Here is a 25,266-nt window from a genome sequence, read left to right on the forward strand (position 1 = left end):
TGACCCTGTGACTGATACCGGCCGACGCCGACTGTTGCAGGCCGGCGTCGCCGCCGGCCTTTCGCCGCTGCTGCCCAGCATCGCCCGGGCAGCAGCGATCGCCCCTGCGCCGCGCGCGCGCAGCCTGCAGGACCTGCAGCACATCGTGGTGTTCATGCAGGAGAACCGCTCGTTCGATCACTACTTCGGCACGTTGCCGGGCGTGCGTGGCTTCGGTGACCGTTTCGTTGCCCCGGCATCGCCGCTGCCCGGTGGCGACCGCCCGCGCAGCCTGTGGCTGCAACCCGACGCCAGCGGACAACGCGCCATCGCCCCCTTCCCGTTGGATACCGCTGCGCACTTCGGCTACATGCGGGTGGAAGGCACGCCCCACACCTGGCCTGATGCACAGCAGGCATGGGACCACGGGCGCATGGCGCACTGGCCCAAGGCCAAGCAGAACCATTCGATGGGCTACTTCCAGCGCAGCGACATGCCGTTCCAGTTCGCCCTTGCCGATGCATTCACGCTGTGCGATGCCTACCACTGCGCGATGCAGGCCGGCACCAACCCGAACCGCGTGTTCCTGTGGACCGGCCACAACGACGCCCAGGGCCAGGCAGGCGGCCCGGTGATCGCCAATTCGCACGACAATTTCCCCGAGCTGGGCGGCCATCCGGACTCGTACCGCTGGGCCAGCTATGTCGAGCGGCTGCAGCAGGCTGGCGTGTCCTGGCAGATCTACCAGGACATGGCCGACAACTTCACCGACAACCCGCTTGCCGGGTTCGAGACCTTCCGCCAGGCGTACCGCGGCGACCCGGGGCATGACCCGGAGTTGCGCGCGCGCGGTGTCAGTACCCGTGGCCTGGCGCAACTGCGCGAGGACGCGATCAGCGGCCGCCTGCCGCAGGTGAGTTTCATCATTGCCGACGCAGCCGGCAGCGAGCACCCCGGTCCGTCCAGCCCCGCGCAGGGCGCCGCCTATACCGCGCGCCTGCTGGATGCACTGACCGCCGATCCAGAGGTGTGGAGCCGTACCGCCCTGCTGCTGATGTTCGATGAGAACGATGGCTTCTTCGACCATGTGCCGCCACCGGCACCGCCCTCCCCGCTTGGTGCCGGCTGGGCCGGTGCGTCGGCGGTCAGCACCGAGGGCGAATACCACCGCCACCCGGCACCCGGCGACGAGAAATACGATGCCGCCGAGCTGCGTGGGCGCCCCTATGGGCTTGGCCCGCGCGTACCGTTGTATGTGATTTCACCGTGGAGCCGCGGCGGCTGGGTCGACTCGCAGGTGTACGACCACACGTCGGTGTTGCGTCTGATCGAGCGCCGCTTCGGCGTCGCCGCGCCGGACATCTCGCCGTGGCGGCGTGCGGTCTGCGGTGATCTGAGCAACGCCTTCGACTTCGCCCAGCGCGACACCCGCCCCTTCGCCAAGGCGCTGCCCGATGTCACCGCGGTCGCCGCGCGCGCCGCCGCCCTGCCCGGCCGTACCGTGCCCGCGCTGCCCGATGGCCTGCATCCGGCCCGCCAGGAGCCAGGCGTACGTCCTGCACGGGCACTGCCCTATCGGCCGCAGGTGCAGGCCACATCGGTGGATGGCGCTGGTCTCACCCTGCAGCTGGCCAGCGATGGCGCCGCGACCGTGCTGCATGTCTACGACCGCCTGCACCTGGACGCCGTTCCGCGCCGTTTCACCGTGGTACCGGGTGCCCCGCTGCAGGATCGCTGGCCGCTGGATGCGCAGGGTCGTTACGATCTCTGGCTGCTGGGACCGAATGGATTCCATCGCCATTATCGCGGCGATGGCACGCTCGCGCCGCTGCACGCGCACGTGGAGCGCGCGGACGGCCAGATGCGTCTGACACTGCGCAATCCATCGCCTTCAGCGCGGAAGGTCCAGGTGCAGGCCGGAGCCTATGCCGGCCACATGCCTACCCGCGAACTGCAGCTGGTGGCTGGCGCGGAAACCGTACTGGCCTGGGATCCCGCGCCAACCGCAGGCTGGTACGACCTGATCGTGCGCTCGCAGGGCGTCGAGCAACGCCTCGCCGGACGTGCCGAAGACGGCCGGCCTGGCACCAGCGACCCTGCCATGGGCAGCGAACCGCTGCGCTTCGATCACGGCTGAAAGTGATTCTGTGGAGCCGGGCGCGTGCTCGGCTCCACAGGGTGGCCCATCCCGCTCAGGCCTCCTGCAACCCCGGCCGGCCATGCTCCACGGCATAGCGCTTCCAGCTCTGCAGCGCGCCGTTCGGCTGCATGACCGTATCGAGCGTCTTCATGTCACCGATCCAGGCATCACGGGTGACGTCGCACAGCACATAACCGCGCTTGTCCGTCGTCGCCTTCAGGTGCGGACTGTGCCACAGCTGGTTCTCTGCATAGGCATCCACGCCCTGCCCGTCCGCGCCCGACGTGATCGAAGTGGCCAGGAACTCACTGGAAATGACCCCGGAATCGGCATTGTCCTGCACCAGGTCACTGGCATAGTGGCGGTGCGCATCGCCACAGGCGGTTACCACGTTGCCGAAGCCCACCTTCTGGATGTGATCGAGCAGGCGCCGGCGGCTGGACAGATAACCGGACCACTGGTCGTCGGAGGCCTGCACCACGCCGTCCTTCTCGCGCAGGTAGTTGCCCAGCGAAACCTGGTGGGCGATGGTGTGCCAGCGCGGCGCGGCGTCGGCCAGGCCGTCGAACAGCCATTGCTCCTGCTTTGCGCCAACAATGCTGCGTTCGGGAGATTCGACCTGCCCGCGCTGCGCGATGTCCACCTGCTTGCTGCGGTACTGGCGGGTATCGAGCAGGTGCAGGTCCAGCAGCGTGCCATAGCGCGCGCGCCGGTACATCTGCATATGGCCGTCGCGCGGGAACGACGAAGCACGCAGCGGCATGTTCTCGTAGTACGCCTGGAATGCCTGTGCGCGGCGCAGCAGGAACACTTCACTGGGCGTGCCGTCCTGGTCCTCGGCGCCGGCCCAGTTGTTGTCCACTTCATGGTCGTCGAACGTGACGAACCACGGCGACGCGGCGTGCGCGGCCTGCAGGTCCGTATCGGTCTTGTATTGCGCGTAGCGCCGGCGATAGTCGTCGAGCGTGTAGGTCTGCGGGCCAACATGGTTGCGCAGGTTGGTGAACGGCTGGCCGTTCATCCTGCGCACGCCAGGCTGGCTTTCGCCCTCGTAGATGTAATCACCGTAATGGAACACGAAGTCGAGCGGCTCCTCGGCAATGTGCCGCCATGCACTGTAGTGCCCCTCCTCGTAGTGCTGGCAACCGGCCACCGCGAAGCGCACGCGGTCGACCCGTGCGTTGGCCGCAGGCAGGGTGCGGGTGCGGCCAATCGCACTGGCATGGCCTCCCACGGTGAAGCGGTACCAGTACGGCCGCCCCGGCAGCAGGCCGTCCAGTTCCACGTGCAGCGCATGGCCAAGCTCGGGGTGGGCCAGCGCCGTGCCCTGCCGCACCACGGTACGCATGCTCTCGTCGGCGGCCAGCTGCCATGCCACCGCCATCGGCCGGGGTGGCATGCCGCCACCGAACACCAGTGGCTCGGTGGCCAGCCGCGTCCACAGCACCACGCCGTCGGCCGACGGATCGCCCGACGCCACGCCGAGAGTGAACGGCGTACTGGCAAAGCGCGGCGATGCGAGCAGGTTGCGCGGATTCAGCGCTGCCACATCGTTCTGCGCGGCCAGCGCGCAGGCCGTTCCGGCCCACGCACCCAATGCGGAAAGTCCGGACAGGGCAAGGAAACGCCTGCGATTGATCGTATCCAAGACGGCCGCCCTCAGTTGTAGATGATGTGGAAATAGAAGAAACGGCCGTAGTCATCGATCTCTGTGCGGAAGCGCCCGTTCGGACCGGTGCTGTAGGTCGGCTGGGTGTTGAACAGGTTCTTGGCCTCGTACTTCAGCGTCACGTGCTTGCTGACCTTGTGGCTGAAGGCCAGGTTGAAGGTCATGTACGGGTCGTAGTACGAATCCAGCCACTGGGTATCGCCGAAGTCGACCAGCATCCGGCTGCGGTAGGTGCCGGATACGCGCAGCTGCGAGCTCTTCCACGGCATGCGCCAGATCACCGAGCCGTTCACCGACCAGTCCGGCTGGTACAGCAGGCGGTCCAGGCGGCGCTCGCTGCCGTCGCTGATGCGGTAGTTGGTCTGCCCGTCCAGGCGGGTGGCATTGAGGTACATGTCGAAACGGTGGCGGCCCCACTGCAGGTTGCGGTTGGCTACCGCGAACTCGACACCGCGCAGCGTCGACTCATCGGTGTTCATCGGCTGGGTGATCCGGTAGCGGATGTCGCCGACGTTCTCGAACGTGGTCAGGGTGTAGATGTCGTCCTTGATGACCTTGTCGAACAACGCCACCGAGACCAGGCCGTTGTTGCCGTTGAAGTACAGGTCCCAGGCAAGATCGAGGTTGGTCGAGCGGCGCGGCTGCAGCGAGGCATTGCCCTGCTTGATGGTGCAGAAGCCTCCGCCCAGCTCGTCGTCGCCGCAGCTGGTGCTGGTGGCCTGGGCGATGTTGCTGGGCGTCGGCCGGCCCAGCGTGCGGCTGGCGGAGAACCTCAGGCGCTGGTCTTCGCTCAGCTTGAAGGTGGCGTTCAGCGACGGCAGCAGGTTGTTGTAGCCGCCACTGCTCTTGCGGAATGCCGATGTGTAGGTGGTGCCACCATCCTCACTGAACGGGCTGAACGCATCGAAGGTGGTGTGGTCGTAGCGCAGGCCGCCGATCAGCAGCAGCCGGTCCCAGGCGTAATGCGCCGACACGTAGGCGTTGGCAATGTCTTCCACGTACTTGTAATCGCTGGTGAAGTCGGCATTCGGGTACGCCGCATCGTTGTTGCCCAGCTTCGGGTAAAGCTCGTCATGCCACTTGCGGTTGTCGATCAACGGGAAACCGGGAACGCTGCCAAGCAGGGTCGAACCCGGGTACAGATAGTCATTCAAGGTCGCGCTGGTCTTGTAGTAATCGAAATCGATGTCCTGCCAGATCTTCAGGTGGCGATACTCGGCACCGGCAGCCAGACCGAAACCGCGTGCATCGGCATCGATGTTGTAGCTGAAGTCGGCGCGCAGGTTGTCGATGCTTTCCTTGGCGTCGCGCGGCGAGATATAGGCCTGCGCCGGATTGAGCTTGAACGCCGAGCTGGTCAGCAGGCTGGAATCGGAAACACCCACGGCGTTCGGAAAACCATGGCTGTCGTTGGCATAGTCAACGAACAGGTTGCTCGGGTAGGCGCGCACGCCCCAGTAGACCTGGTTGTTGTGGAAGGTCTCTTCGGTGTGGCCGGCACGCAGGGTCAGCCGCGAGAGGTCACCGATATCCCAGTTGAAACTGGCGATCGCGCCGCGGTTGCTGCGGTCCCAGCGGTCGTGGCGGTTCTTGATGTAGATGCTGTTGATCTGGCTGGTGCCGCCGTCCTCGCTCTGGTTGCGTATCGGGAACTTGGCGTTGCCATACAGATCGGTCTTGTTCATCGTCGAGTTCTCGTAGAACCGGTACGAATACAGCAGCAGCGAGGCATAGAACGGGTCGTCCGATGGCTTCCATTCCAGCTTGGCCGAGCCACCGAAGTTGGTGATGTAGTTGGTGTAGGTGCCGGTGCTGAAGTTGCCCGGTGCGCGCAGGCCGTTCCAGCCTTTCGCCTCGTCGGGGCCGGTGGTTCCATCGGTGAGGTACTTGCCGGCATCGTTGTAATAGTAGTTCGATTCCACCCAGCGCTTGACGCTGTTGCGCGAGCGCTGTTCGTAGCGCGCGACCGCGACGATGCCGAACTGATCGTCGCCGCCGAACTGGTTGGAAAACACTGCCTTGGCGCTCTTGCCGAAGTGACCCAGGGTCTTGTGGTCGCCCCCCGCGCTGCGCCACACATTGGTCTCGGCCGTGGAATGGATGCCGGCCACGTCGGCGAACACGTACTTGCCGGAGCGGTCAAAGGCGCTGCGGCTGATGATGTCGATCACACCACCGATGGCATCCGGTGCCTGCTCGGCGCTGAAGCTCTTGTAGATGTCGGTGCGGGTGCCGATGTCGCTGGGAATCAGCTGCAGGTTGTTCATGCGCTCGCCGGAGCCACTGCCGCCCACGCTTGCGATCGCGATGCCGTCGATGGTCGTGTAGTTGAGATTGGCCTGCACGCCGCGCACGGTCACGTAACGCGGTTCGCCCGCATCTTCCACCGCACTCAGGCCGGGCGCGGCCATCAGGCTCTCGGCCAGCGTTTCATCGCCATAGCTGTCCATCTCGTCGTAGATCACCGAATCCTTGATCACCGGCGAGGTCTTCTTCTGATCGATGACCTCATGGGCGGCGATCACCTTGACCGTGCCCAGGGTCGGGGCCACCACCGCTTCCGGTGGGCGCGGTGCAGGTGCGGCCGGCCGGCTTTCCCGCGAGACCGGTGCCGCGTCGATGGCGATCACGTTGCCGTCCACCACCGTGTAGCGCAGGCCGGTGCCGGCCAGAAGCGTGTCCAGCGCCTGCTTGACGGTGGCTCCTCGCGGTACCGCGCCCGCCATGGGTGCAGCGCCCGCGCCGGCATACAGGAACTGCACGCCCGAACTGCGTGACAGCTGCTCCAGCGCCTGGCTCAGCGGCTGCGCGGCGATCGCTGCGGTGATCCGGGTCTCAAGCCCGTTGGCCGACGCCACCTGTGCATGCGCACCCAGACAGGGAGACAAGGCCAGTACCACCGACAGATAGAACTTCTTGCGCATCACGGTTCCTTGGAGGAGAGAGGACTGCTGGTACCGCGTCGGCAGGCGACGGCGGCTTCTCCCAAGTAAGAGCCGGCATCGGCGGAAGTGGAGAACGCCGATTCGATGAATTTTTTCTGACAACCGTTCGCCGAACCGCGGTCAACGGCTGGACACCCACACCGTGTCCGCTTCGCGGCGGATGACGAAGCGTGCGTCCCGCTGCAGGAATGCCTGCAGCGCTGCGACCCGGTGCGCCTCCAGGCTGCCTGACAGGCGCGCCGCGCGCGCCGCATCATCGGTCAGCCGCACCTGTACCTGGTTGTGGCGGTTGAAGGCAGCCGCCACCTCGTCCAGCCGCTCATCGCGGAACGACACCCGGCGCTGCTGCCAGTCCAGCAGCATGGACACCGGTATTTCCAATGGCTGCACCGCATGGCTGCGGTGATCGACTTGGACCACCTTCCCGGCAGGCAGCTGCGCCAGCCGTCGTTGCCCGCTGCCGGCGGTCCAGACCTCCACTTCGCCGGACACCACGCCGATGCGCGTACTCTGCAAACGGCGCGACACATCGAACACGGTGCCGATGTCGCGGATCCGCAGATCGCCAACCTGCACCTCGAACGGCCGGCGATCCGCTGCGATATCGAACGTGGCCTCGCCGCTCAGCAATTCAACCCGACGGCTGAACCAGCCGATGTTCACCCGCAGACGGCTGTCTGCGTTCAGGCGCACCTGCGTCCGGTCAGCCAGCACCACCTCACGCAGTTGCCCGTGGCCGGCGATCAGCATCTGTTCGCGAGGCATCAGCCACGGCACCAGTCCGGCCACCATCAACAGGCAGCAGGCCACCGCAGCCACCCGCCTCCAGAGTGGTCGGCGTGATCGCGATGCGACCACGGCGCGCGGCACGGGCACCGGTACGGCAAACAACGGCACGACTTTCGCCGTTGCCGGCAGCTCCGGCAACGCGGCCCTGTCCCCCTGCTCCTGTCCGTACGCCACCATCACCGCGCCTACCTGCCGGTGCACGTGCAGGACGTGCAGGTACGCGCGTATGTGTTCGGGAGAGCGCTTCATCCATGCCATGAACTCGATGCGCTGAGCGGCGCTCAGGTCACCCTCGCGGTTGCACAGGAACCAGTGCGCGGCCTGCTCGGCCACCTCGTCATCCATCGCTGCAGGCTCCTGCCGGTTCATCCATCCTTCCCGGCGCCGAGCGCCTTCCTGCAGGCATCCAGTCCCTTGCCGATGTGCTTGCGCACCATGTGCACCGACACATCCAGCTGTGCCCCCACCTGCCGGCAATCCAGCCCATCGCGATAGTGCAGCTCCATCACCCGCCGCGTTGTCGGCGGCAGTTGCGCGATGGCGCCGCGGATTCCGCTCCAGCGCTGTGCCCGCTCGAAATCAGCTTCGATGTCCTCCTCGCTGCGCAGTACCTCGGCCAGCAGGTCGACGTCCTCGATCTGTGGCAGGCCGGAGCGCGAGCGTGCCTGTTCACGCGCCAGGTTGGCCGCCACCGCGAACAGATAGGCTTCGGGATTCTCGATCGCCTGGGCATCTTCGCCGGTACTGCGCAGCAGCCGCAGGTAGACCTCCTGGGCCAGGTCCTCGGCATCGGCAGCCTGTGAACCACGCCGAAGGAAGAAGCCACGCAGCAGGCGGCGCCGCAAGGCATAGCTCTTCTCCCAGATCCTGACGCTGTTCACAACCGACCAACCACCCCGAGGCTGGAAAACCCAGCAGGGTGCACACCAACGATGACATCCGCATTGCAGCGCTGCATGGCCAAGCGAAGGTTCGCGCAGACCCAATCGTCGCCCGTCTACCCGCCAGCCGATACGGCGCCTACGCTTGTCTCCTCGGCAGCCACCACGGCCGCCCCCGCGCCACGGACCTGCCGGCGCGACTCCGCTCCAGAGCTGTCGCCCTGCCGGCGGTGCCGTGCAGGTGCAGAACCGGCGCTCTCTGGAGACGCAGCATGAACCAGGCACATTTCCCTCTCGACGCCGATCCGCAGGAAACCCGCGAATGGCGCGAGTCCCTGCAGGCGGTGATCGAGGCCGGCGGCCGCCCCCGCGCGCACTATCTGCTGGACCAGCTCGATGCACTCGATGTGCAGCAGCATGGCGACCTGCACACCCGCGCGTGGACCGCCTACACCAACACGATTCCCCCCGAACGCCAGCCCGCCTACCCGGGTGACCTGGCCATCGAGCGGCGGTTGAACGCGATGATCCGCTGGAACGCCATGGTGATGGTGCTGCGTGCCGGCAGGCATTCCAATGTCGGCGGCCACATCGCCACCTACCAGTCCGCAGCAGTCATGTATGACGTGGGCTTCGATCACTTCTTCCGTGGACGGACCGAAACCTTCGACGGCGACATGATCTACATCCAGGGTCATTCGGCCCCGGGCATCTACGGCCGGGCGTACGTGGAAGGCCGCATCAGTGCCGAGCAGATGGACAACTTCCGCCGCGAAGCCGGACGCGAGGGCCTGTCCTCGTATCCGCACCCGCGGCTGATGCCCGGGTTCTGGCAGTTTCCCACCGTGTCGATGGGCCTGGGCCCGCTGACGGCGGCCTATCAGGCCCGCTACATGCGCTACCTGGAATACCGGGGCCTGAAGCAGCACCAGGGCCGCAAGGTCTGGGCCTTCCTTGGTGACGGCGAAATGGACCAGCCCGAATCGCTGGCGGCCATTTCGCTGGCCGGGCGCGAGCGCCTGGACAACCTGGTGTTCGTGGTCAACTGCAACCTGCAACGTCTGGACGGACCGGTGCGTGGCAACGCCAAGGTGATCCAGGAACTGGAAGGCACCTTCCGCGCCGCCGGCTGGAACGTGATCAAGGTGATCTGGGGCAGCGGCTGGGACGAGCTGCTGGCACGCGATCATAGTGGGCTGCTGCGCCAGCGCATGATGGAGTGCGTGGATGGCGACTACCAGACCTTCAAGTCGCAGAGCGGCGCCTACGTGCGCGAACACTTCTTCGGGCGCTACCCGGAACTGCTGGCGCTGGTGGCGCACATGAGCGACGACGAGATCTGGGCACTGGCACGCGGCGGCCACGATCCGCAGAAGGTATTTGCCGCCTACCAGCAGGCGGTGAACACCAGCGGTCGCCCGAGCGTGGTGCTGGCCAAGACGGTGAAGGGCTTCGGCATGGGCGAGGCCGGCGAAGGCCAGAACATCAACCACCAGCTGAAGAAGATGAGCGCCGACGCGGTGCGTGCGTTCCGTGACCGCTTCGACCTGCCGGTCAGCGACGGGCAGCTGGAAGAGATGCCCTACCTGCGCCCGCAACCGGGCAGCGCCGAGGCGCTCTACTTCGCGCAGCGTCGCCAGGCGCAGGGCGGCCAGCTGCCGGCACGGCTGACCCAGGTCGATCCGTTGCCGCTGCCGCCGCTGTCCACGTTCAACGTGCAGTTGCAGGGCAGCGGTGATCGTGGCCAATCCACCACCATGGGCTTCGTACGCATCCTCACCACCCTGCTCAAGGATCCCGAACTGGGCAGGCTGGTGATCCCGATCGTGCCCGATGAATCGCGTACCTTCGGCATGGAAGGGCTGTTCCGCCAGATCGGCATCCATTCCTTCCTGGGCCAGCTGTACACCCCGCAGGACGCCGGCCAGCTGAGCTATTACAAGGAGTCCAAGGACGGCCAGATCCTGCAGGAAGGCATCAACGAATCCGGCGCAATCTGTTCGTGGATCGCAGCGGGCACCGCGTACAGCAACCACGGCCTGGCCACGATTCCGTTCTACATCTTCTATTCGATGTTCGGCCTGCAGCGCGTCGGCGACCTGGCCTGGGCAGCGGCCGACGCGCGCACCCGTGGCTTCCTGCTTGGCGCCACCTCCGGCCGCACTACCCTGATGGGCGAAGGCCTGCAGCACGACGATGGCCACAGCCACGTGCTGTCCTCGGTGATTCCAAGCTGCGTGTCCTACGACCCGACCTACAACTTCGAACTGGCAGTGATCATCCACGACGGCCTGCGCCGCATGTATGTGGACCAGGAAGACATCTACTACTACATCACCCTGCTCAACGAGAACTACCCGCACCCTGCACTGCCTGACGGCGCCGAAGCCGGCATCCTGAAGGGGCTCCATCTGCTGCGTCCCGCCGCTGCCGACAGCACGGCACAGCCTCGCGTGCAGCTGATGGGCAGTGGCGCGATCCTGCGCGAGGTGCTGGCCGCCGCCGATCTGCTGCAGCAGGATTTCGCCATCGCAAGCGATGTCTGGAGTGCCACCAGCCTGACCGAACTGCGCCGTGATGGCCTGGCTGCCGAGCGCTGGAACCTGCTGCATCCGGCCGACCCGCCGCGCGTTCCCTACGTGCAGCAGTGCCTGCAGCACCATGCCGGGCCGGTGGTGGTGGCAACCGACTACATGAAGATCGTCGGCGACCAGATCCGCCCCTTCATCAACGACCGGCGCTTCATCGCACTCGGCACCGATGGCTTTGGCCGCTCGGATACACGCGAATCGCTGCGCACGTTCTTCGAAGTCGATCGCCACTTCATCGTACTGGCGGCACTGAAGGCCCTGGCCGACGACGGGCATGTGGAACGGGGCCTGCTGCAGCAGGCGATCGACCGGTACGGCATCGACACCGGCAAGCCCGATCCCGCCGCGGCATGACAGAACAGCAACGGCACCCGCAGAGCAAGCTTCTGTGGGTGCCGTTGCATCACATCACTACGGCAACCGCTTGAACAGGTTGGTCTGCAGGATCGGCGTGCCGTCATGGCCGAAGAAGGCCTTTGTCTCGGTCATCGTTGAACGATCGGCGGCCACCGTGTACACGCGGGTGGACGCCGGCGCGCCATGATCGACCAGCTGCATCACCAGCGTATTCGGCGCCGGCAGTTTCAGCGTTGCCTGGTTGGCGCCGTAGCTGCCGGTCAACGCCGCGGGCGTGCCATCCAGTGCCAGCGTACCGTCGGATTTCATGGTCTTGCCGTCATGCAGGACGATGTCCACATGCGAGCTCCACCTGCCCGCACCGGCATCCTTGAATTCCAGCACGACCTGTTGCGGCCGCTGCGCCTCAGGAAGAGCGGAGGTGGCGATCTCCAGCGACCAGCGGCCGAGCAGGGGCGAACGCATAGCGTCGGCCGCCTGCGCCGTCGATGCCTGCAGCGGAAGAAGGGCCAGCAGCACAGCAGAAAACAGCTTCATGTGAGTCTCCTGTCGAGTGAAGAACCGTCTGCGCAACGTGCACGATGGCCGCACCACCCGGACTCTGCAGCCACCGGGGCAGGCGCGTAACGAACTGCATCACAGTGCGGCAGTCCGATCCGGGGCCAGGCCCCACGGGGTGAGCATTCATCGAGGTGATTCCGCCGCGCTCAGCCGTTCCATCCCAGCCCGCGCGGCTCGTTGCTGAAGCCTGCGGCCCGCAGCGCGTCCACCAGCGCGCCGCGATGCACCGGCACATCATTGATCCGTTCCAGGGTGAAGGACAGGCGCCGCCCCCGGCGCAATGCCACCGCCAGGGCCTGTGCAGCGGCAACCAGAGTATTGGCCGCATCCTCTGCCCCGCCCTCGATCCAGCTGGACAGTTGCCGCCCGCCCTGCGCCAGGTACAGCAGCAACCGGCCGTTGCCGATCACCACCATCGCGCCGGAACGCCGCAGCGGACGTGCACCGGCCACCGGCTGCGGCCACGGCAGCAGGCTGCCGAAGGGATTGGCCGGATCCAGCGCTGACAGCGCGACAACCGACAGCTCACGCGGCACACGCTCGGACAGCTCGCGCAGATGGTCGATGGTGCCGCGCTCTGCAAACTGTGCTCCGCCCAGCCCCGCCACGAAGCGGCCGCGCAGGACCTGCCCGGCATCTTCCATGCCTCGATAGACAGGCTGCAGTGCAGGGAACCCACCGGTTACCGCTTCGGTCATTGCCGCCGCCCGGGTCACCACCCGGTAGCGATCAAGCAGGCCTTCGCCCAGCGCCAGCGCCCGCACGGTGTCGTTGCTGCGCTCGCGGGGCAGCAACGACCATCGCCCCGCCAGGGTCGGCCCGCTGGCAATGGCCGGGTCCAGCGCCGTGGCCCGCGCGTCCAGCATCGGCATGAAGCGGAAACCCCGCGTGCGCCGCGAGGCCGACGCAACGCGCGCCCGCTGCTGGCGCACGCCGGCCAGGGCCCGCAACGGCGACCACAGGTCGCTGCTCACTTCGCCCCTCCAGGCCAGCTGCCACAGCGCCAGCTGGAAGTCCTCGGCCGCCGCCGCACTGCCGGCCAGGCGCGACTGCACCTGCGTGGCCAGCTGCCGCGCGAAGTAGGCGCCGCCATCGGCCAGGACCTGCACGATGGCGTCCTGCATCGGTGTACGCAGCGCCGGATCCGCTTCCGGCAGCAGCGGCAACGTTTCGGCGGCATGTTCCTGCAGGTGCAGCGACACCAGGCCGTCGTCGTCACCCAGCCGCCCGTGCCCGGCCCACAGCACCATGCCGGTCGCCAGCAGCTCATCAAGCAGGGCCGGTGCGTAGTCGCGTACCCGGGCCGGCAGGACCTGGTGTTCCCAGACCGAAACCGGCAGCGGCAACCCCGCCAGCTGCTCGACCACACGGGCAACGCCGTCGCTGCCCTCAAGCATGGCCGCAACGGCACCATTGCGGGCACGCCCGGCGCCGCCCTCCAGCAATACCCCCTGCCCCTCCAGCAGCAGGCGCACATAGGCTGCCGGTGGCACCGGCCGGGTGGCTTCACGTGCGGCCTGCAGCGACCGCAGGCGCAGACGCTGCAATACATCTTCGCTGACCCATTCGTGCACTACGTCCGGCGACGGATGCACCCCCTCATTTTCCTGCTGTCGCCGCGCTGCGCCGAAATTGCCACGCAGCACCCGCCCCTGCTCCTGCAGCCTTTCCAGCGCGCCGTCGACCACCGCCACACCCAGCCCGAACCGCTTGGCCAGCGCGCTGCTGGTGAAAGGCGCATGCGTACGTGCGTGGCGGGCCAGCAGATCGCCGAGGGGATCGGGCATGCCTGCAAGAAACACCTCGGGCAGGCCGCCCGGCAGCGCCGTACCCAACGCATCGCGCACACGTGCGGCGTCCTCCACGGCGACCCACTGCGTGCGGCCGGCAATTGAAGCCGGGATGGCGCGCTGCTGCGCCTGCAGCGCTGCCAGGTGCACTTCCACGCATTCCGGATCGGACAGGCGCAGCGCCAGGTCCGATGCAGCCAACGGTCCCAGCTCGCGCAGCAGGTCGGACACGCCTTCCATGCCATGGGCCCTGCGCGCAGGTTCCAGCCGCTGCAGTTCACGTTCAACCTGATCGACCACCCCCGCATCCAGCAGTTCGCCCAGATCTACCTGGCCCAGCAGCTCGGCAAGCAGGCCACTGTCCAGTGACAGCACCGAAGCACGGCGCTCGGCCAGCGGTACGTCCGCCTCGTACATGAACTCGGCGACATAGCCGAACAGCAGATTGGCCGCGAACGGCGAAGGCACCTCGGTCGCGACGTCCAGCAACTGCACCTGGCCGCGTTGAACGCGTTGCATCAGTGCGTCCAGCGCATCCAGGTCGTAGACATCCTGCAGGCACTCGCGGGCGGTCTCGATCAGGATCGGGAACTCCGCATGGGCCTGCGCGATCTCCAGCAACTGGCCGGCGCGCAGGCGCTGCTGCCACAGCGGCGATCGACGCCCCGGCGTGCGACGCGGCAACAGCAGTGCGCGCGAGGCACACTCGCGGAAGCGCGCCGCGAACAGTGCCGAATGACCGACCGCCGCGGTGATCGTACGGCGCAACCGCTCCGGTTCGAACACGAACATGTCCGCCCCCGGAACGCGCCCGGTACTGTCGGGAATCCGCGCGATGATGCCATCGTCGCTGGCGACCACGGCCGGGTCGATGCCCCAGCGCTCGCGCAATCGTGCTGCCACCGCCAATGCCCACGGATCATGCACGCGGCGGCCATACGGCGAATGCAGCATCACCCGCCAGTCGCCCAGCTCGTCGCGGCAACGTTCCACCACCAGGCGCAGATCGGTGGGCAGCACGCCCGTGGCCTGCCGCTGCTCGGCGACCAGGCCGAGCATGTTGCTGATCGCGTTGGCGTCCAGGCCACTGGCCTGCAGGCGTGCGTGCAGCGCCGTCGCAGGGGTGTCACTGCTATCGATGTGCGCCTCCAACGCGGCAAGAAACGCGCCGATGGCCTGTCCCAGTTCGGCAGGGCGGCCCACACCTTCGCCACGCCAGAACGGCAGGCGCGCCGAACGTCCGGGCGCGGGCGTCACCACCACCTGATCGTGGGTGATCTGGTCGATCCGCCATGAGGTCGCGCCCAGCGTGATCACATCATTCACCCGCGACTCGTGGACCATCTCCTCGTCCAGCTCACCGACGCGACGCGATCCGGCCCGCTCTTCTCCTTCAGGCAGCACCACGCTGTACATGCCACGGTCGGGAATGGTGCCGCCGCTGGTAACCGCCAGTTGCTTCGCACCAGGGCGAGCGCTGAGCTCACCACTCTGCCGGTTCCATACCAGCCGCGGCCGGAAGCCGGCGAAATCCTCGGACGGGTAGCGGCCGGAAAGCATGTCCAGCACGGCGTCGAAAGCACTGCGCGGGAGTGAGCGGTACGGCGCGGCACGGCGTACCCGCGCATACCAGGCATCGGCCTGCCACGGCTCCATCGCCACCGCCGCCACCGTCTGCTGGGCCAGCACATCAAGCGGGTTGCGCGGCGGAGCGATGGCCTCGATGCGTCCGGCCAGCATGCTGTCCACCACCACGGCGGCATCGATCAGGTCGCGCCGCGTACGCGGATACACCAGACCGCGGGACATGCCGCCCACCTGGTGGCCGGCGCGACCAACGCGCTGCAGGGCGCTGGCCACCGACGGCGGCGCGGCCACCTGTATCACCAGGTCAACCAGCCCCATGTCGATCCCCAGCTCCAGGCTGGACGTGGCCACCACGCAGCGCAGTGCACCCGATTTCAGCGCCTGCTCGATCTCGCCGCGCTGCTCCTTGGAGACCGACCCGTGATGCGCGCGTGCAATCAGTGCCGGCGCAGCGGAGACCCGGTTGACCGTACTGCCGGTGAAAGAGCCATAGGCCAACCCGCTACCCGAATCGCCACGGATTGCGCCGTCTTCGCCACTGCGTCCGGCGTGCAGCTCGTTCAGGCGTGCGGTCAGCTTTTCGGCTACGCCACGCGAATTGGCAAAGACAATCGTCGAGCGATGGCGCAGCACGTTGTCGAGAATGCTTGCCTCCACGTGCGGCCAGATCGAGCCGATCCGCGCGCCGCCGTCGCGCTCCCCGGGCGTGCCCTGCGTAGTCAGGCTGGACATGTCTTCCACCGGCACCACGATGCGCATCTGCAGCTGCCGCGCCGAGCCGGGTTGGACCACGCTCACCGGGCGGTCGCCGCCCAGGAACGCCGCCACCTCGTCGACCGGCCGCACCGTGGCCGACAGGCCGATGCGCTGCGCCGGTTCGTGCAGCAGCGCATCCAGCCGTTCCAGGCTCAGCGCCAGATGCGAACCGCGTTTGCCACCGGCCACTGCATGGATTTCATCGAGGATGACGGTCTGCACATCGCGCAGGATCTCGCGTGCCTGCGAGGTCAGCATCAGGTACAGCGACTCGGGCGTAGTGATCAGGATGTCCGGCGGCCGCCGCACCAGCCCTGCACGTTCACTGCTGGAGGTATCGCCGGTACGCAATGCGACGGTCAGCTGCACCGCCGGCTCGCCGCGTCGGGCGCGCTCGTCGGTGATGCCCTGCAGCGGCACCTGCAGGTTGCGCTGCACGTCGCTGCCCAGCGCCTTGATCGGCGACAGGTAAAGCACGCGGGTGCGCCGCACCGGCTTGGCCGACGGCGCTGCACGCGCTTGCCGATCACGCTCGCCGAACAGCTGGTCGATGGCATGCAGGAATGCGGCAAGCGTCTTGCCCGATCCGGTTGGCGCGATGACCAGGGTATGTTGGCCAGCACCGATCGACGACCAGGCCTGATCCTGCACCGGCGTGGAGGCGTCGAACGCGGCACGGAACCAGGCCTGCGTCGCGGGATGGAAGCGATGCAGCGGGTCCTGCAGGGAATCAGGCGGCGTCATGGTGCATCGATCATACCCAGCTGCGCCCGTTGGCCGGACCTTCGCAGGCGCTGGTTGCATCAGGCAGCTGATCCGGGGTCGACGACAAAGGCCCCGAGCGTAGCCATCCTGCCGTCACCGAAACACCAGACGTCGCTGCAGGAAGGTGGCCTTCTTCGCACTGGTCATCGACGTGCTCCGCTCGGCGGTCATGGTGCGAACCTGGCACCGCGATCGTGGGCCGCAGGCCAACGCGACGCACAAAGAAAACGCCCGCAGATCCTGGATCTGCGGGCGCTCTTTGCATCTGGCGGAGTGAGAGGGATTCGAACCCTCGATAGAGCTTTTGACCCTATACTCCCTTAGCAGGGGAGCCCCTTCAGCCGCTCGGGCATCACTCCGGGGTTTTCTCCGCGTCTGGTGCGTTGCACCTCAGCGGGGCGTGAATCATAACGTTAATCACGCGCGAAGGTAAAGCCTTATTCCGCAGAATTTTCACCACCGGTGCTGCCGGCTTCGTCACCACGCTGGATGCGCTGGTAGATCTCTTCGCGATGCACGGCGACGTCCTTCGGCGCAGTGATGCCGATACGCACCTGGTTACCCTTGACGCCAAGCACGGTGACGCTCACCGAGTCACCGATCATCAGGGTTTCGCCGACGCGGCGAGTCAGGATCAACATTTTTTTAAGTCTCCATGGAACCGTGTGGAAGGGTATCCCCCACCGGCTTGACGCTCCGTCAAGAAGCGCGCCCACGACAAAGGGAAAAGATTCGCAATGGTACCGTCAGCCGTCCCGCTCCTACAAGGAGGGGGACGGCAGGGGTTCATCACAGGCGGGGGCTGACCCATTCGACGACCGCAGCCAGCGCGGTAGCAAGGGCGGGCCCGTCCTCGCCACCACCCTGGGCGAGGTCCGGGCGTCCGCCGCCCTTGCCCCCGATCTGACCGGCGATATGGGACAACAGTTCCCCGGCCTTGACCTTGCCCATTGCACTGCCGTTCACGCCCGCGACCAGGGCCGCCTTGCCGTCCTGGGCACCGGCCAGCACGATCACCGCATCGCCCAGCTGCTGCTTCAGGCGGTCCATGGCATCGCGCAGGGCCTTGGCGTCGAAGCCTTCCAGGCGGACAGCCAGAACCTTCACACCGGCGACCTCGACGGCCTGGCCGGACAGGTCGGCGGTGGCGCCGGCGGCGACCTTGGCCTTCACGGCCTCCAGCTCGCGCTCCAGCTGCTTCTGGCGCAGGCCCAACGCACGGATCTTCTCGACCACGTCGGCAGCACTGCCACCCAGCAGCTCGGCGGCCTCGGCCAGGCGGGCCTCCTCGGCATCCACGTAGTCCAGCGCGCCCTGGCCGGTGACGGCCTCGATACGACGCACACCGGCAGAGACACCGCCTTCGGAGGTGATCTTGAACAGACCGATGTCACCGGTCCGGTTGACGTGGGTGCCACCACACAGCTCGGTGGAGTAGTCGCCCATCTTCAGCACGCGCACGTTCTCGCCGTACTTTTCGCCGAACAGGGCCATCGCGCCGAAGTCGAGCGCTTCCTGCATGCCCATGTTGTGCACTTCGGCGGCGTTGTTGGCGCGCACCTGCTGGTTGACCTTGCGCTCGATGATCGCCAGTTCCTCGGCGCTGATCGGCTGGAAATGCGAGAAATCGAAGCGCAGGCGGTCCGGCGCCACCAGCGAGCCCTTCTGCTGCACGTGGGTGCCCAGCACTTCGCGCAGGGCAGCATGCAGCAGGTGGGTCGCCGAGTGGTTGAGGATGGTGGCGCCACGGCGCTCGCCATCGACCTGGCCGGACAGCACGTCACCGATCTTCAGGCTGCCCTGGGTGAGCTTGCCGACGTGGCCATGGAACTGGCCCGCGAACTTCTGGGTATCGCTCACCTGCAGCTGTACGCCGGCAGCGGACAAGGTGCCGGTGTCGCCGACCTGGCCACCGGACTCGGCGTAGAACGGGGTCTGGTTGGTCAGCACGATGACCTCGTCACCGGCCTGGGCAGCGTCCACCGGGCGACCATCCTTGAGGATCGCCACCACGCCGAGGCCGTCGGCCTGCAGGCGGTCATATCCCAGGAAGACAGTCGGCTTGAGCGTGGCGACCAGATCGGCCGACAGCGTCACGCCACCGCCGAACTTGCCGGCGGCACGCGCGGTCTCGCGCTGCGTCTCCATCGCGGCATTGAAGCCGTCGATGTCCACGGTCAGGTCACGCTCGCGGGCGATGTCCTGGGTCAGGTCGAGCGGGAAGCCGTAGGTGTCGTACAGGCGGAACGCGTCCACGCCCGGGATCACGCCATTGCTGACCTTGGCCGCAACGTCGTCGAAGATCTTCATGCCCGAGTCCAGCGTCTCGGCGAAACGCTCTTCTTCTGCCTGCAGGGCACGCACCACGGTATCGGCCTGTGCCTGCAGTTCCGGGTAGGCCTCGCCCATCTGCTCGACCAGGGTCGGCACCAGCTTGCTGAAGAACGGCTGGCGCACGCCCAGCATCCAGCCGTGTCGCAGTGCGCGGCGGATGATCCGGCGCAGCACGTAGCCGCGGCCTTCGTTGGACGGCAGCACGCCATCGACGATCAGGAACGAACAGGCGCGGATGTGGTCGGCGATCACGCGCAACGACTTGTTTTCCAGATCAGCAGTGCCGGTCAGCTCCGATGCCTTGCGGATCAGCGCCTGGAACAGGTCGATCTCGTAGTTGGTATGCACGTGCTGCAGGATCGCAGCCAGGCGTTCCAGGCCCATGCCGGTGTCCACGCACGGCGCCGGCAACGGCATCAGCGTGCCGTCCTGCTGGCGATCGAACTGCATGAAGACCAGGTTCCAGATCTCGATGAAACGGTCACCGTCCTCGTCCGGCGAGCCCGGCGGGCCACCGGCGATATGGTCACCGTGATCGTAGAAGATCTCGGTGCACGGACCGCAGGGACCGGTATCGGCCATCTGCCAGAAGTTGTCCGAGGCGAACGGCGCGCCCTTGTTGTCGCCGATGCGGACGATCCGGTCTTCCGGAATGCCGATCATGTCGCGCCACAGTGCGTAGGCCTCGTCGTCGGTCTGGTAGACCGTCACCAGCAGGCGCTCGGCCGGCAGCTTCCAGACCTGGGTCAGCAGCTCCCAGGCCCAGGCGATCGCATCCTTCTTGAAGTAATCGCCGAAGGACCAGTTGCCCAGCATTTCGAAGAAGGTGTGATGGCGGGCGGTGTAACCCACCTGGTCGAGATCGTTGTGCTTGCCACCGGCACGCAGGCAGCGCTGGACGTCGGCCGCGCGCACGTAGCTGCGCTTTTCCGCGCCCAGGAAAACGTCCTTGAACTGCACCATGCCGGAGTTGGTGAACAGCAGGGTCGGATCGTTGCCCGGCACCAGCGGCGCCGACGGCACGATGGTGTGGCCTTTGCCCTTGAAGAATTCAAGGAAGTCGCTGCGGATCTGGGATGTCGTGAATTTGGCGGATGCGTTCATGGGGGCTGGCAGTCTGCGGGCCGGGGCCCGTGCCGCCGGCCGCAGTGGCCAGGGTCGAACGGACCGCCGAAACCCCAAAGGGTATCAGGCCCGGCGCCATCAGTCTCAGTCGTCCGGATCGTAGCGGGTCGCGCGGCGGATGCTGTCGCCATCGAAGCCCCGGCGGGCCAGCAGATCGGCGGCCTTGCGGCGCTGCGCGAGGTCCTGCGGACCGGCCTCACCAAAGCGGCGACGGACCAGATCCCGGGCATTCTCCGTCCAGTCGCCCTCGAAGGTATCCATCGCGGCAGTGATCTGCTCGCTGTCCAGCCCGTGGGTTCCCAGCTCGGCACGTACATGGATGGGGCCATAGCCCGTATTGGCGCGCATGCGCACCAGATTCTCGGCAAACCGGTTGTCGTCCTGCCAACCGGCCTCGGTCAGCTTGTCGACCGCCGCCTGCGCAGCCTCGTCCTCGATGCCCCGGGACGTCAGCTTGCGGGTCAGCTCCTTGCGCGAGTGCTCACGACGGACCAGCAGGCCCAGGGCGCGCTGGACAGGCGTCTGTTCGCGTACGCGGCGCTTGCGGCCGGGTGCCGGGGCGTCGGAATCGTTCATTCTCGCCTTCAATCAAATGCGCCGTCCCTGGCGCGTCCCCCGTCGGGGAAACCGAATCTGCAGGACAGGGCGACGTCACTGACGGCGCCGCCCTGCCCCACAGCAAGCCTTTACTCGTCGTCGCCTTCGTCTTCGCCTTCCTCACGGACGGCTTCGGTCGGCTGGAACTTCTCGCGCAGCTCAGCCTCAAGCTTGGCGGCAACCTGCGGGTTGTCGCGCAGATAGCCACGGGCGTTGTCCTTGCCCTGGCCGATGCGCTCTTCACCGTAGCTGTACCAGGCACCGGCCTTCTCGACCAGCTTGGCTTCGACACCCATATCGATCAGCTCGCCTTCGCGGCTGATGCCTTCGCCGTACAGGATCTCGGTGATGACCTGCTTGAACGGGGGCGCCAGCTTGTTCTTGACGACCTTGATCTTGGTCTGGTTGCCGATGATCTCGTCGCCCTTCTTGATCGCGCCGATACGGCGGATGTCCAGGCGCACCGAGGCATAGAACTTCAGCGCGTTGCCGCCGGTGGTCACTTCCGGGCTCTGGCCCGGCATCATCACGCCGATCTTCATGCGCAGCTGGTTGATGAACACCACCAGGGTGTTCGAGCGCTTGATGTTGCCGGTCAGCTTGCGCAGCGCCTGGCTCATCAGACGCGCCTGCAGACCCGGCAACTGGTCGCCCATCTCGCCTTCGATTTCAGCCTTGGGGGTCAACGCGGCGACCGAGTCGACCACCAGGATGTCCACCGAACCGGAGCGCACCAGCATGTCGGCGATTTCAAGCGCCTGCTCACCGGTATCCGGCTGCGACAGCAGCAGATCGTCGACATTGACGCCCAGCTTGCCTGCGTAGATCGGGTCCAGCGCGTGCTCGGCATCGATGAAGGCGGCGGTGCCACCCAGCTTCTGGCACTCGGCAATGGCCTGCAGGGTCAACGTGGTCTTGCCGGAGGATTCCGGACCGTAGATTTCCACCACGCGGCCCTTGGGCAGGCCACCAATGCCCAATGCGATATCCAGCATCAGAGAACCGGTCGGGATCGCCTCGACGGGCTCGACCACGCGGTCGCCCATGCGCATCACCGAGCCCTTGCCGAACTGCTTTTCGATCTGGCCCAGAGCTGCAGCGAGGGCGCGCTTCTTGTTCTCGTCCATCGGATTGGTCCTTGCAGAGGTCACGTCGTTGGAGGTGCTGTCTTTGGAAGTCTTCTTGGCCATGGGTTCACTTTAAGGCTGGCGTATCGCACAGGCTGAGATTCTGCCCGGCGTTCGGAAAAAAATTATCGGACATCCGTACCAACCTCAGCAGAACCAGAGAATCGCCACAAAAGACCGCGGGAATTGCAGGATGAATCGTCAACGGTTCGGTCGCAGCAGCCCGCAGTACAGGCCCTCGATCGAGAAATCCTGGTCTGGAAGCACGTCAATCGGCTTGTAATCGGGATTGCGCGGCAGCAGGCGGATGCGATCCTTGGCGATCTTCAGCAGCTTGACGGTGATCTCGTCATCGATGCGGGCCACCACGATCTGTCCGGAATGGGCATCGCGCGTGCGGTGCACACCGATCAGGTCGCCATCGAAGATGCCTTCGTCAATCATCGAATCGCCCTGCACTTTCAGCAGGTAGTCCGGTGCCGGCGAGAAGAACACCCGGTCCAGCACCACGAAATCATCCGAGCCGATGTCGGCGCCGATCGGCAGACCGGCAGCAACCCGACCCAGGATCGGCAGACGCAGGACGCTGTCGGGCAGGCCCGGTTCGGCAAGCCTCTCCACCGGCGGTGCCTGCACCAGGCGGATGCCGCGGGCCTGGCCCGGCACGCGACGGATCGCCCCGGCCTGCTCCAGCGCCTCCAGGTGATACTGCGCTGCGCGTACGCCCTTGAAGCCGAAGGCACGCGCGATTTCAGTCTGCGAAGGGGGTGCGCCTTCGCTTTCGATACGCTCGGCGATCAACTGCAGGATCGCCTGCTGGGTGTCGGTCAGGTCCATGGTTAGTAGTATTACTACTAACGTCCGGGACTGCAAGTGCCGAGGGCGATTCCGGGAGGAGCGAAAGCGGCCAGGCATGGCCCGGCGCTACCGGGAATGCGGCGCGGCTGGTTGGGGGCGGCAAAGGCAGAAGCAGCCGACCCGCGGCAAGCACACTACGTGTGCTTGCCGCTTCTCCAGATCGAGAACAGGATCCACACCCCGCAGAACCCTGCGCCGATGAAGCCGCACACGCCCAGCGCCAGCAGCCAACGGCTGGAAACGCCTCCTACGCTGTGCATCACGATCGAGGAGCCGATGATCAAGGCTGCCGTGACGATCCCCATCACCAAGCGGTTCGCGGCGCGATTGACCTGGTCGCCGAAGCCCTGCAGCGCGTTGGTCTCGACCTTCAGCTGCAGGCGGCCACGGCGCGCCGCCTGGACCAGCTTGCGCAGGTCCCGCGGCAAATCACCGGCGAAGTCGATCATGCCGAGCAGGCTGCGTCGGCCACGCTTGAACAGCGCCCGCGGCGCGTAGCGCTGCAGTACCACCCGCTCCAGGAAGGGACGCGCGGCGCTGGCCATGTCGAAATCCGGGTCGAGCTGGCGGCCCATGCCCTCCAGCGTCAGGAAGGCCTTGATCATCAGCGCCAGATCTGCCGGCAGGGTCAGGTTGTAGCTGCGCAGCAGCTGGGTGATGTCGCCCAGCATCAGGCCGATGCGCAGGTCCTTCAGCGGCACGCCGCGGTATTGGTCGACGAACAGGCTGATGTCGTGCTGCAACCGGTTCTCGTCCACTTCCACGCCGCCGGCCCAGTCCAGCAACACATCGGCCACGCCCTGCGGATCCTGTTCAACCAGACCATGCAGCAGCTGCGCGACCTGGAAGCGACGCACCTCCGACAACGCGCCGACCATGCCGAAATCGATCACGCCGATGCGGCCGTCACGCAGGTAGATGATGTTGCCCGGGTGCGGATCGGCATGGAAACTGCCGTCCTCCAGCACCATCTTCAATACGATGTCGGCGCCACGCCGGGCCAGTTCGCGGCGGTCGATGCCGGCCGCATCGACACCGGCCAGATCACGTCCGGCAATGCCGTCGACGAAGTCCTGGACATTCAGGCTTTCGCAGGTCCATTGCCAGTGCACCGCCGGAATCAGGATGTCGTCACGGCCCTCGAAGTTGCGCGCGATGCGCTCGGCGTTGCGGCACTCCGCGGCAAAATCCAGCTCGCGGCGCAGCGACACGGTGAACTGCTGCACCACCTCGGCGGGCCGGTAGCGGCGCAGATCCGGCAGCCGTGCCTCAACGATTTCGGCCAGCCGTGCCAGCAGGCGCAGATCGGCTTCAACCACGTCACGGATACCCGGGCGGCGCACCTTCAGCACCACTTCGCGGCCATCACGCAACCGCGCCCGATGGGCCTGGGCCAAGGAAGCGGCCGCCATCGGGGTTTCATCAAGGAAGGCAAACACCTGCGACGGCGGTGCACCGAGATCGGCCTCCAGCTGTTCGCGGATCTTCTCGTAGGGCAATGCCGGGACCGCGTTCTGCAACTCGGAGAGTTCGGCGATCCAGTCCGGCGGCAGCAGGTCGACGCGGGTGGCGAGCACCTGGCCCAGCTTCACGAACGTCGGTCCGAGATCCTGCAGGGCGCTGCGCACGCGTACCGGCGCGGTCATCCGCAGCATCTCCTGCCGCTCCTCGTTCCAGTGCAGCAGGCGGCCGGCACGTTCCAGTACCGTGGCCAGGCCGATGCGCCGCACGACGTCGCCGAAGCCGTAGCGGATCAGGACGGCGGCGATTTCCTGCAGCCGGCCAAGGTCACGGACGGTGCCCAGCGTCTCCCACATCGTTGCCTACTCCGGTTGATTGCCAGAGCAGCATGTCACAGCTGGGCGTCGATGCCGTGCAATGCCGCCGCTACGGTCTGCCGGCGGATGGCTTCACGGTCACCATCGAACTGGAACAGTTCGGCCCGGGCATAGCCGCCACGGCGCTTCCAGCCGATCCAGACACTGCCGACCGGCTTGTCCGGGCTGCCACCGCCCGGCCCTGCGATACCGGTCACCGCCACCGCGATGCCGGCACCGGAATTGACCAGCGCCCCGGAGACCATCTCCAGCACGGTTTCGCGGCTGACCGCACCGAACTGCTCCAGCGTCTGCGCGCGCACGCCGAGCAGGCGCTGCTTGGCTTCGTAGCTGTAAACCACCATGCCGCAGTCGAAGAACGCCGAGGAACCGGCTATGTCGGTCATGCACTTGGCGATCCAGCCGCCGCTGCAGCTTTCAGCAGTCACCAGCTGCAGCGAGGCCTGTTGCAGGCGCTGGCCCAGCGCAGCGGCCTGGGCATTGAGTTCGGCGTCGGTCGGGAAGGCCATCGGGGTAGCTGAAAAGTGAAGAACCTGCACGTTGTACCGCAGATGGCAGGGGGGTGTCGCGGCCACAG

The 25,266-nt window shown here is 66.5% G+C and carries 15 protein-coding genes and 1 tRNA gene; 2 read left to right on the forward strand and 14 right to left on the reverse strand.

Annotated features, from left to right (window positions below; genetic code table 11):
• Positions 1-7: 7 nt before the first annotated feature.
• Positions 8-2,116 carry a phosphocholine-specific phospholipase C gene (locus tag ACUXVE_RS14905; RefSeq protein ID WP_445514694.1) on the forward strand — a complete coding sequence of 703 codons (2,109 nt, stop codon included), beginning with the start codon at positions 8-10 and terminating at the stop codon, positions 2,114-2,116.
• 55 nt (positions 2,117-2,171) lie between these two features.
• Here ACUXVE_RS14905 and ACUXVE_RS14910 read toward each other — a convergent pair whose 3' ends face one another.
• The 4 genes from ACUXVE_RS14910 to ACUXVE_RS14925 all read right to left on the reverse strand — a co-directional run bounded on the left by ACUXVE_RS14910 (position 2,172) and on the right by ACUXVE_RS14925 (position 8,403).
• Positions 2,172-3,767 (reverse strand): alkaline phosphatase D family protein, encoded by a 1,596-nt coding sequence (locus ACUXVE_RS14910; RefSeq protein WP_445514695.1) that lies wholly within the window; start codon positions 3,765-3,767, stop codon positions 2,172-2,174.
• Positions 3,768-3,778: 11 nt separating this feature from the next.
• A complete protein-coding gene (locus tag ACUXVE_RS14915; protein ID WP_445514696.1) occupies positions 3,779-6,712 on the reverse strand; it encodes a TonB-dependent receptor in 2,934 nt (977 codons plus the stop codon).
• 141 nt (positions 6,713-6,853) lie between these two features.
• Positions 6,854-7,891, reverse strand: a complete 1,038-nt coding sequence (locus ACUXVE_RS14920) for a FecR family protein (protein ID WP_222389983.1) — start codon at positions 7,889-7,891, stop codon at positions 6,854-6,856.
• Complete coding sequence (locus ACUXVE_RS14925) at positions 7,888-8,403, reverse strand: RNA polymerase sigma factor (RefSeq protein WP_025878928.1); 516 nt, start codon at positions 8,401-8,403, stop codon at positions 7,888-7,890. Before ACUXVE_RS14925 ends, ACUXVE_RS14920 begins: the two co-directional genes overlap by 4 nt.
• Before the next feature lie 272 nt (positions 8,404-8,675).
• Between ACUXVE_RS14925 and aceE the strand changes: the two genes are divergently transcribed.
• The gene (gene aceE / locus ACUXVE_RS14930; protein WP_222389984.1) at positions 8,676-11,348 is read left to right on the forward strand and encodes a pyruvate dehydrogenase (acetyl-transferring), homodimeric type; all 2,673 of its coding nucleotides are present in this window, start codon (positions 8,676-8,678) and stop codon (positions 11,346-11,348) included.
• 57 nt (positions 11,349-11,405) lie between these two features.
• Here the strand turns inward: aceE and ACUXVE_RS14935 are convergent, their stop codons facing one another.
• From ACUXVE_RS14935 to ACUXVE_RS14980, 10 genes are all read right to left on the reverse strand, one after another.
• Entirely contained in the window at positions 11,406-11,888 is a 483-nt protein-coding gene (locus ACUXVE_RS14935) for a LuxR family transcriptional regulator (protein WP_445514697.1), read from the reverse strand.
• A 170-nt stretch (positions 11,889-12,058) separates the two neighbouring features.
• Positions 12,059-16,789, reverse strand: coding sequence for an ATP-dependent helicase (locus ACUXVE_RS14940; protein ID WP_445514698.1), 4,731 nt, complete (start codon positions 16,787-16,789; stop codon positions 12,059-12,061).
• Positions 16,790-17,076: 287 nt separating this feature from the next.
• Positions 17,077-17,169 (reverse strand) — tRNA-Ser (locus ACUXVE_RS14945).
• 78 nt (positions 17,170-17,247) lie between these two features.
• Positions 17,248-17,451, reverse strand: coding sequence for a carbon storage regulator CsrA (gene csrA, locus ACUXVE_RS14950; protein WP_025878924.1), 204 nt, complete (start codon positions 17,449-17,451; stop codon positions 17,248-17,250).
• A gap of 148 nt (positions 17,452-17,599) precedes the next feature.
• A complete protein-coding gene (gene alaS, locus ACUXVE_RS14955) occupies positions 17,600-20,248 on the reverse strand; it encodes an alanine--tRNA ligase (RefSeq protein ID WP_445514699.1) in 2,649 nt (882 codons plus the stop codon).
• Between the two features lie 105 nt (positions 20,249-20,353).
• Entirely contained in the window at positions 20,354-20,845 is a 492-nt protein-coding gene (gene recX / locus ACUXVE_RS14960) for a recombination regulator RecX (RefSeq protein ID WP_222389988.1), read from the reverse strand.
• A gap of 110 nt (positions 20,846-20,955) precedes the next feature.
• Positions 20,956-21,993, reverse strand: a complete 1,038-nt coding sequence (gene recA, locus ACUXVE_RS14965; RefSeq protein WP_025878921.1) for a recombinase RecA — start codon at positions 21,991-21,993, stop codon at positions 20,956-20,958.
• Positions 21,994-22,194: 201 nt separating this feature from the next.
• Positions 22,195-22,830, reverse strand: coding sequence for a transcriptional repressor LexA (gene lexA / locus ACUXVE_RS14970; protein ID WP_093820051.1), 636 nt, complete (start codon positions 22,828-22,830; stop codon positions 22,195-22,197).
• A gap of 155 nt (positions 22,831-22,985) precedes the next feature.
• Positions 22,986-24,668 (reverse strand): 2-polyprenylphenol 6-hydroxylase, encoded by a 1,683-nt coding sequence (gene ubiB, locus ACUXVE_RS14975; protein WP_088101363.1) that lies wholly within the window; start codon positions 24,666-24,668, stop codon positions 22,986-22,988.
• Positions 24,669-24,703: 35 nt separating this feature from the next.
• A complete protein-coding gene (locus ACUXVE_RS14980; protein WP_093820053.1) occupies positions 24,704-25,198 on the reverse strand; it encodes a CinA family protein in 495 nt (164 codons plus the stop codon).
• Positions 25,199-25,266 lie beyond the last annotated feature (68 nt).

It is taken from the genome of Stenotrophomonas sp. 3(2025) (genome assembly GCF_052665395.1).

Bases quoted from the DNA above. Each gene is read 5' to 3' on its own strand.
- ACUXVE_RS14915 (WP_445514696.1), bottom strand. From the start codon at position 6,712: ATGCGCAAGAAGTTCTATCTGTCGGTGGTACTGGCCTTGTCTCCCTGT.
- ACUXVE_RS14920 (WP_222389983.1), bottom strand. From the start codon at position 7,891: ATGAACCGGCAGGAGCCTGCAGCGATGGATGACGAGGTGGCCGAGCAG.
- aceE (WP_222389984.1), top strand. From the start codon at position 8,676: ATGAACCAGGCACATTTCCCTCTCGACGCCGATCCGCAGGAAACCCGC.
- ACUXVE_RS14935 (WP_445514697.1), bottom strand. From the start codon at position 11,888: ATGAAGCTGTTTTCTGCTGTGCTGCTGGCCCTTCTTCCGCTGCAGGCA.
- ACUXVE_RS14940 (WP_445514698.1), bottom strand. From the start codon at position 16,789: ATGACGCCGCCTGATTCCCTGCAGGACCCGCTGCATCGCTTCCATCCC.
- csrA (WP_025878924.1), bottom strand. From the start codon at position 17,451: ATGTTGATCCTGACTCGCCGCGTCGGCGAAACCCTGATGATCGGTGAC.
- alaS (WP_445514699.1), bottom strand. From the start codon at position 20,248: ATGAACGCATCCGCCAAATTCACGACATCCCAGATCCGCAGCGACTTC.
- recX (WP_222389988.1), bottom strand. From the start codon at position 20,845: ATGAACGATTCCGACGCCCCGGCACCCGGCCGCAAGCGCCGCGTACGC.
- recA (WP_025878921.1), bottom strand. From the start codon at position 21,993: ATGGACGAGAACAAGAAGCGCGCCCTCGCTGCAGCTCTGGGCCAGATC.
- lexA (WP_093820051.1), bottom strand. From the start codon at position 22,830: ATGGACCTGACCGACACCCAGCAGGCGATCCTGCAGTTGATCGCCGAG.
- ubiB (WP_088101363.1), bottom strand. From the start codon at position 24,668: ATGTGGGAGACGCTGGGCACCGTCCGTGACCTTGGCCGGCTGCAGGAA.
- ACUXVE_RS14980 (WP_093820053.1), bottom strand. From the start codon at position 25,198: ATGGCCTTCCCGACCGACGCCGAACTCAATGCCCAGGCCGCTGCGCTG.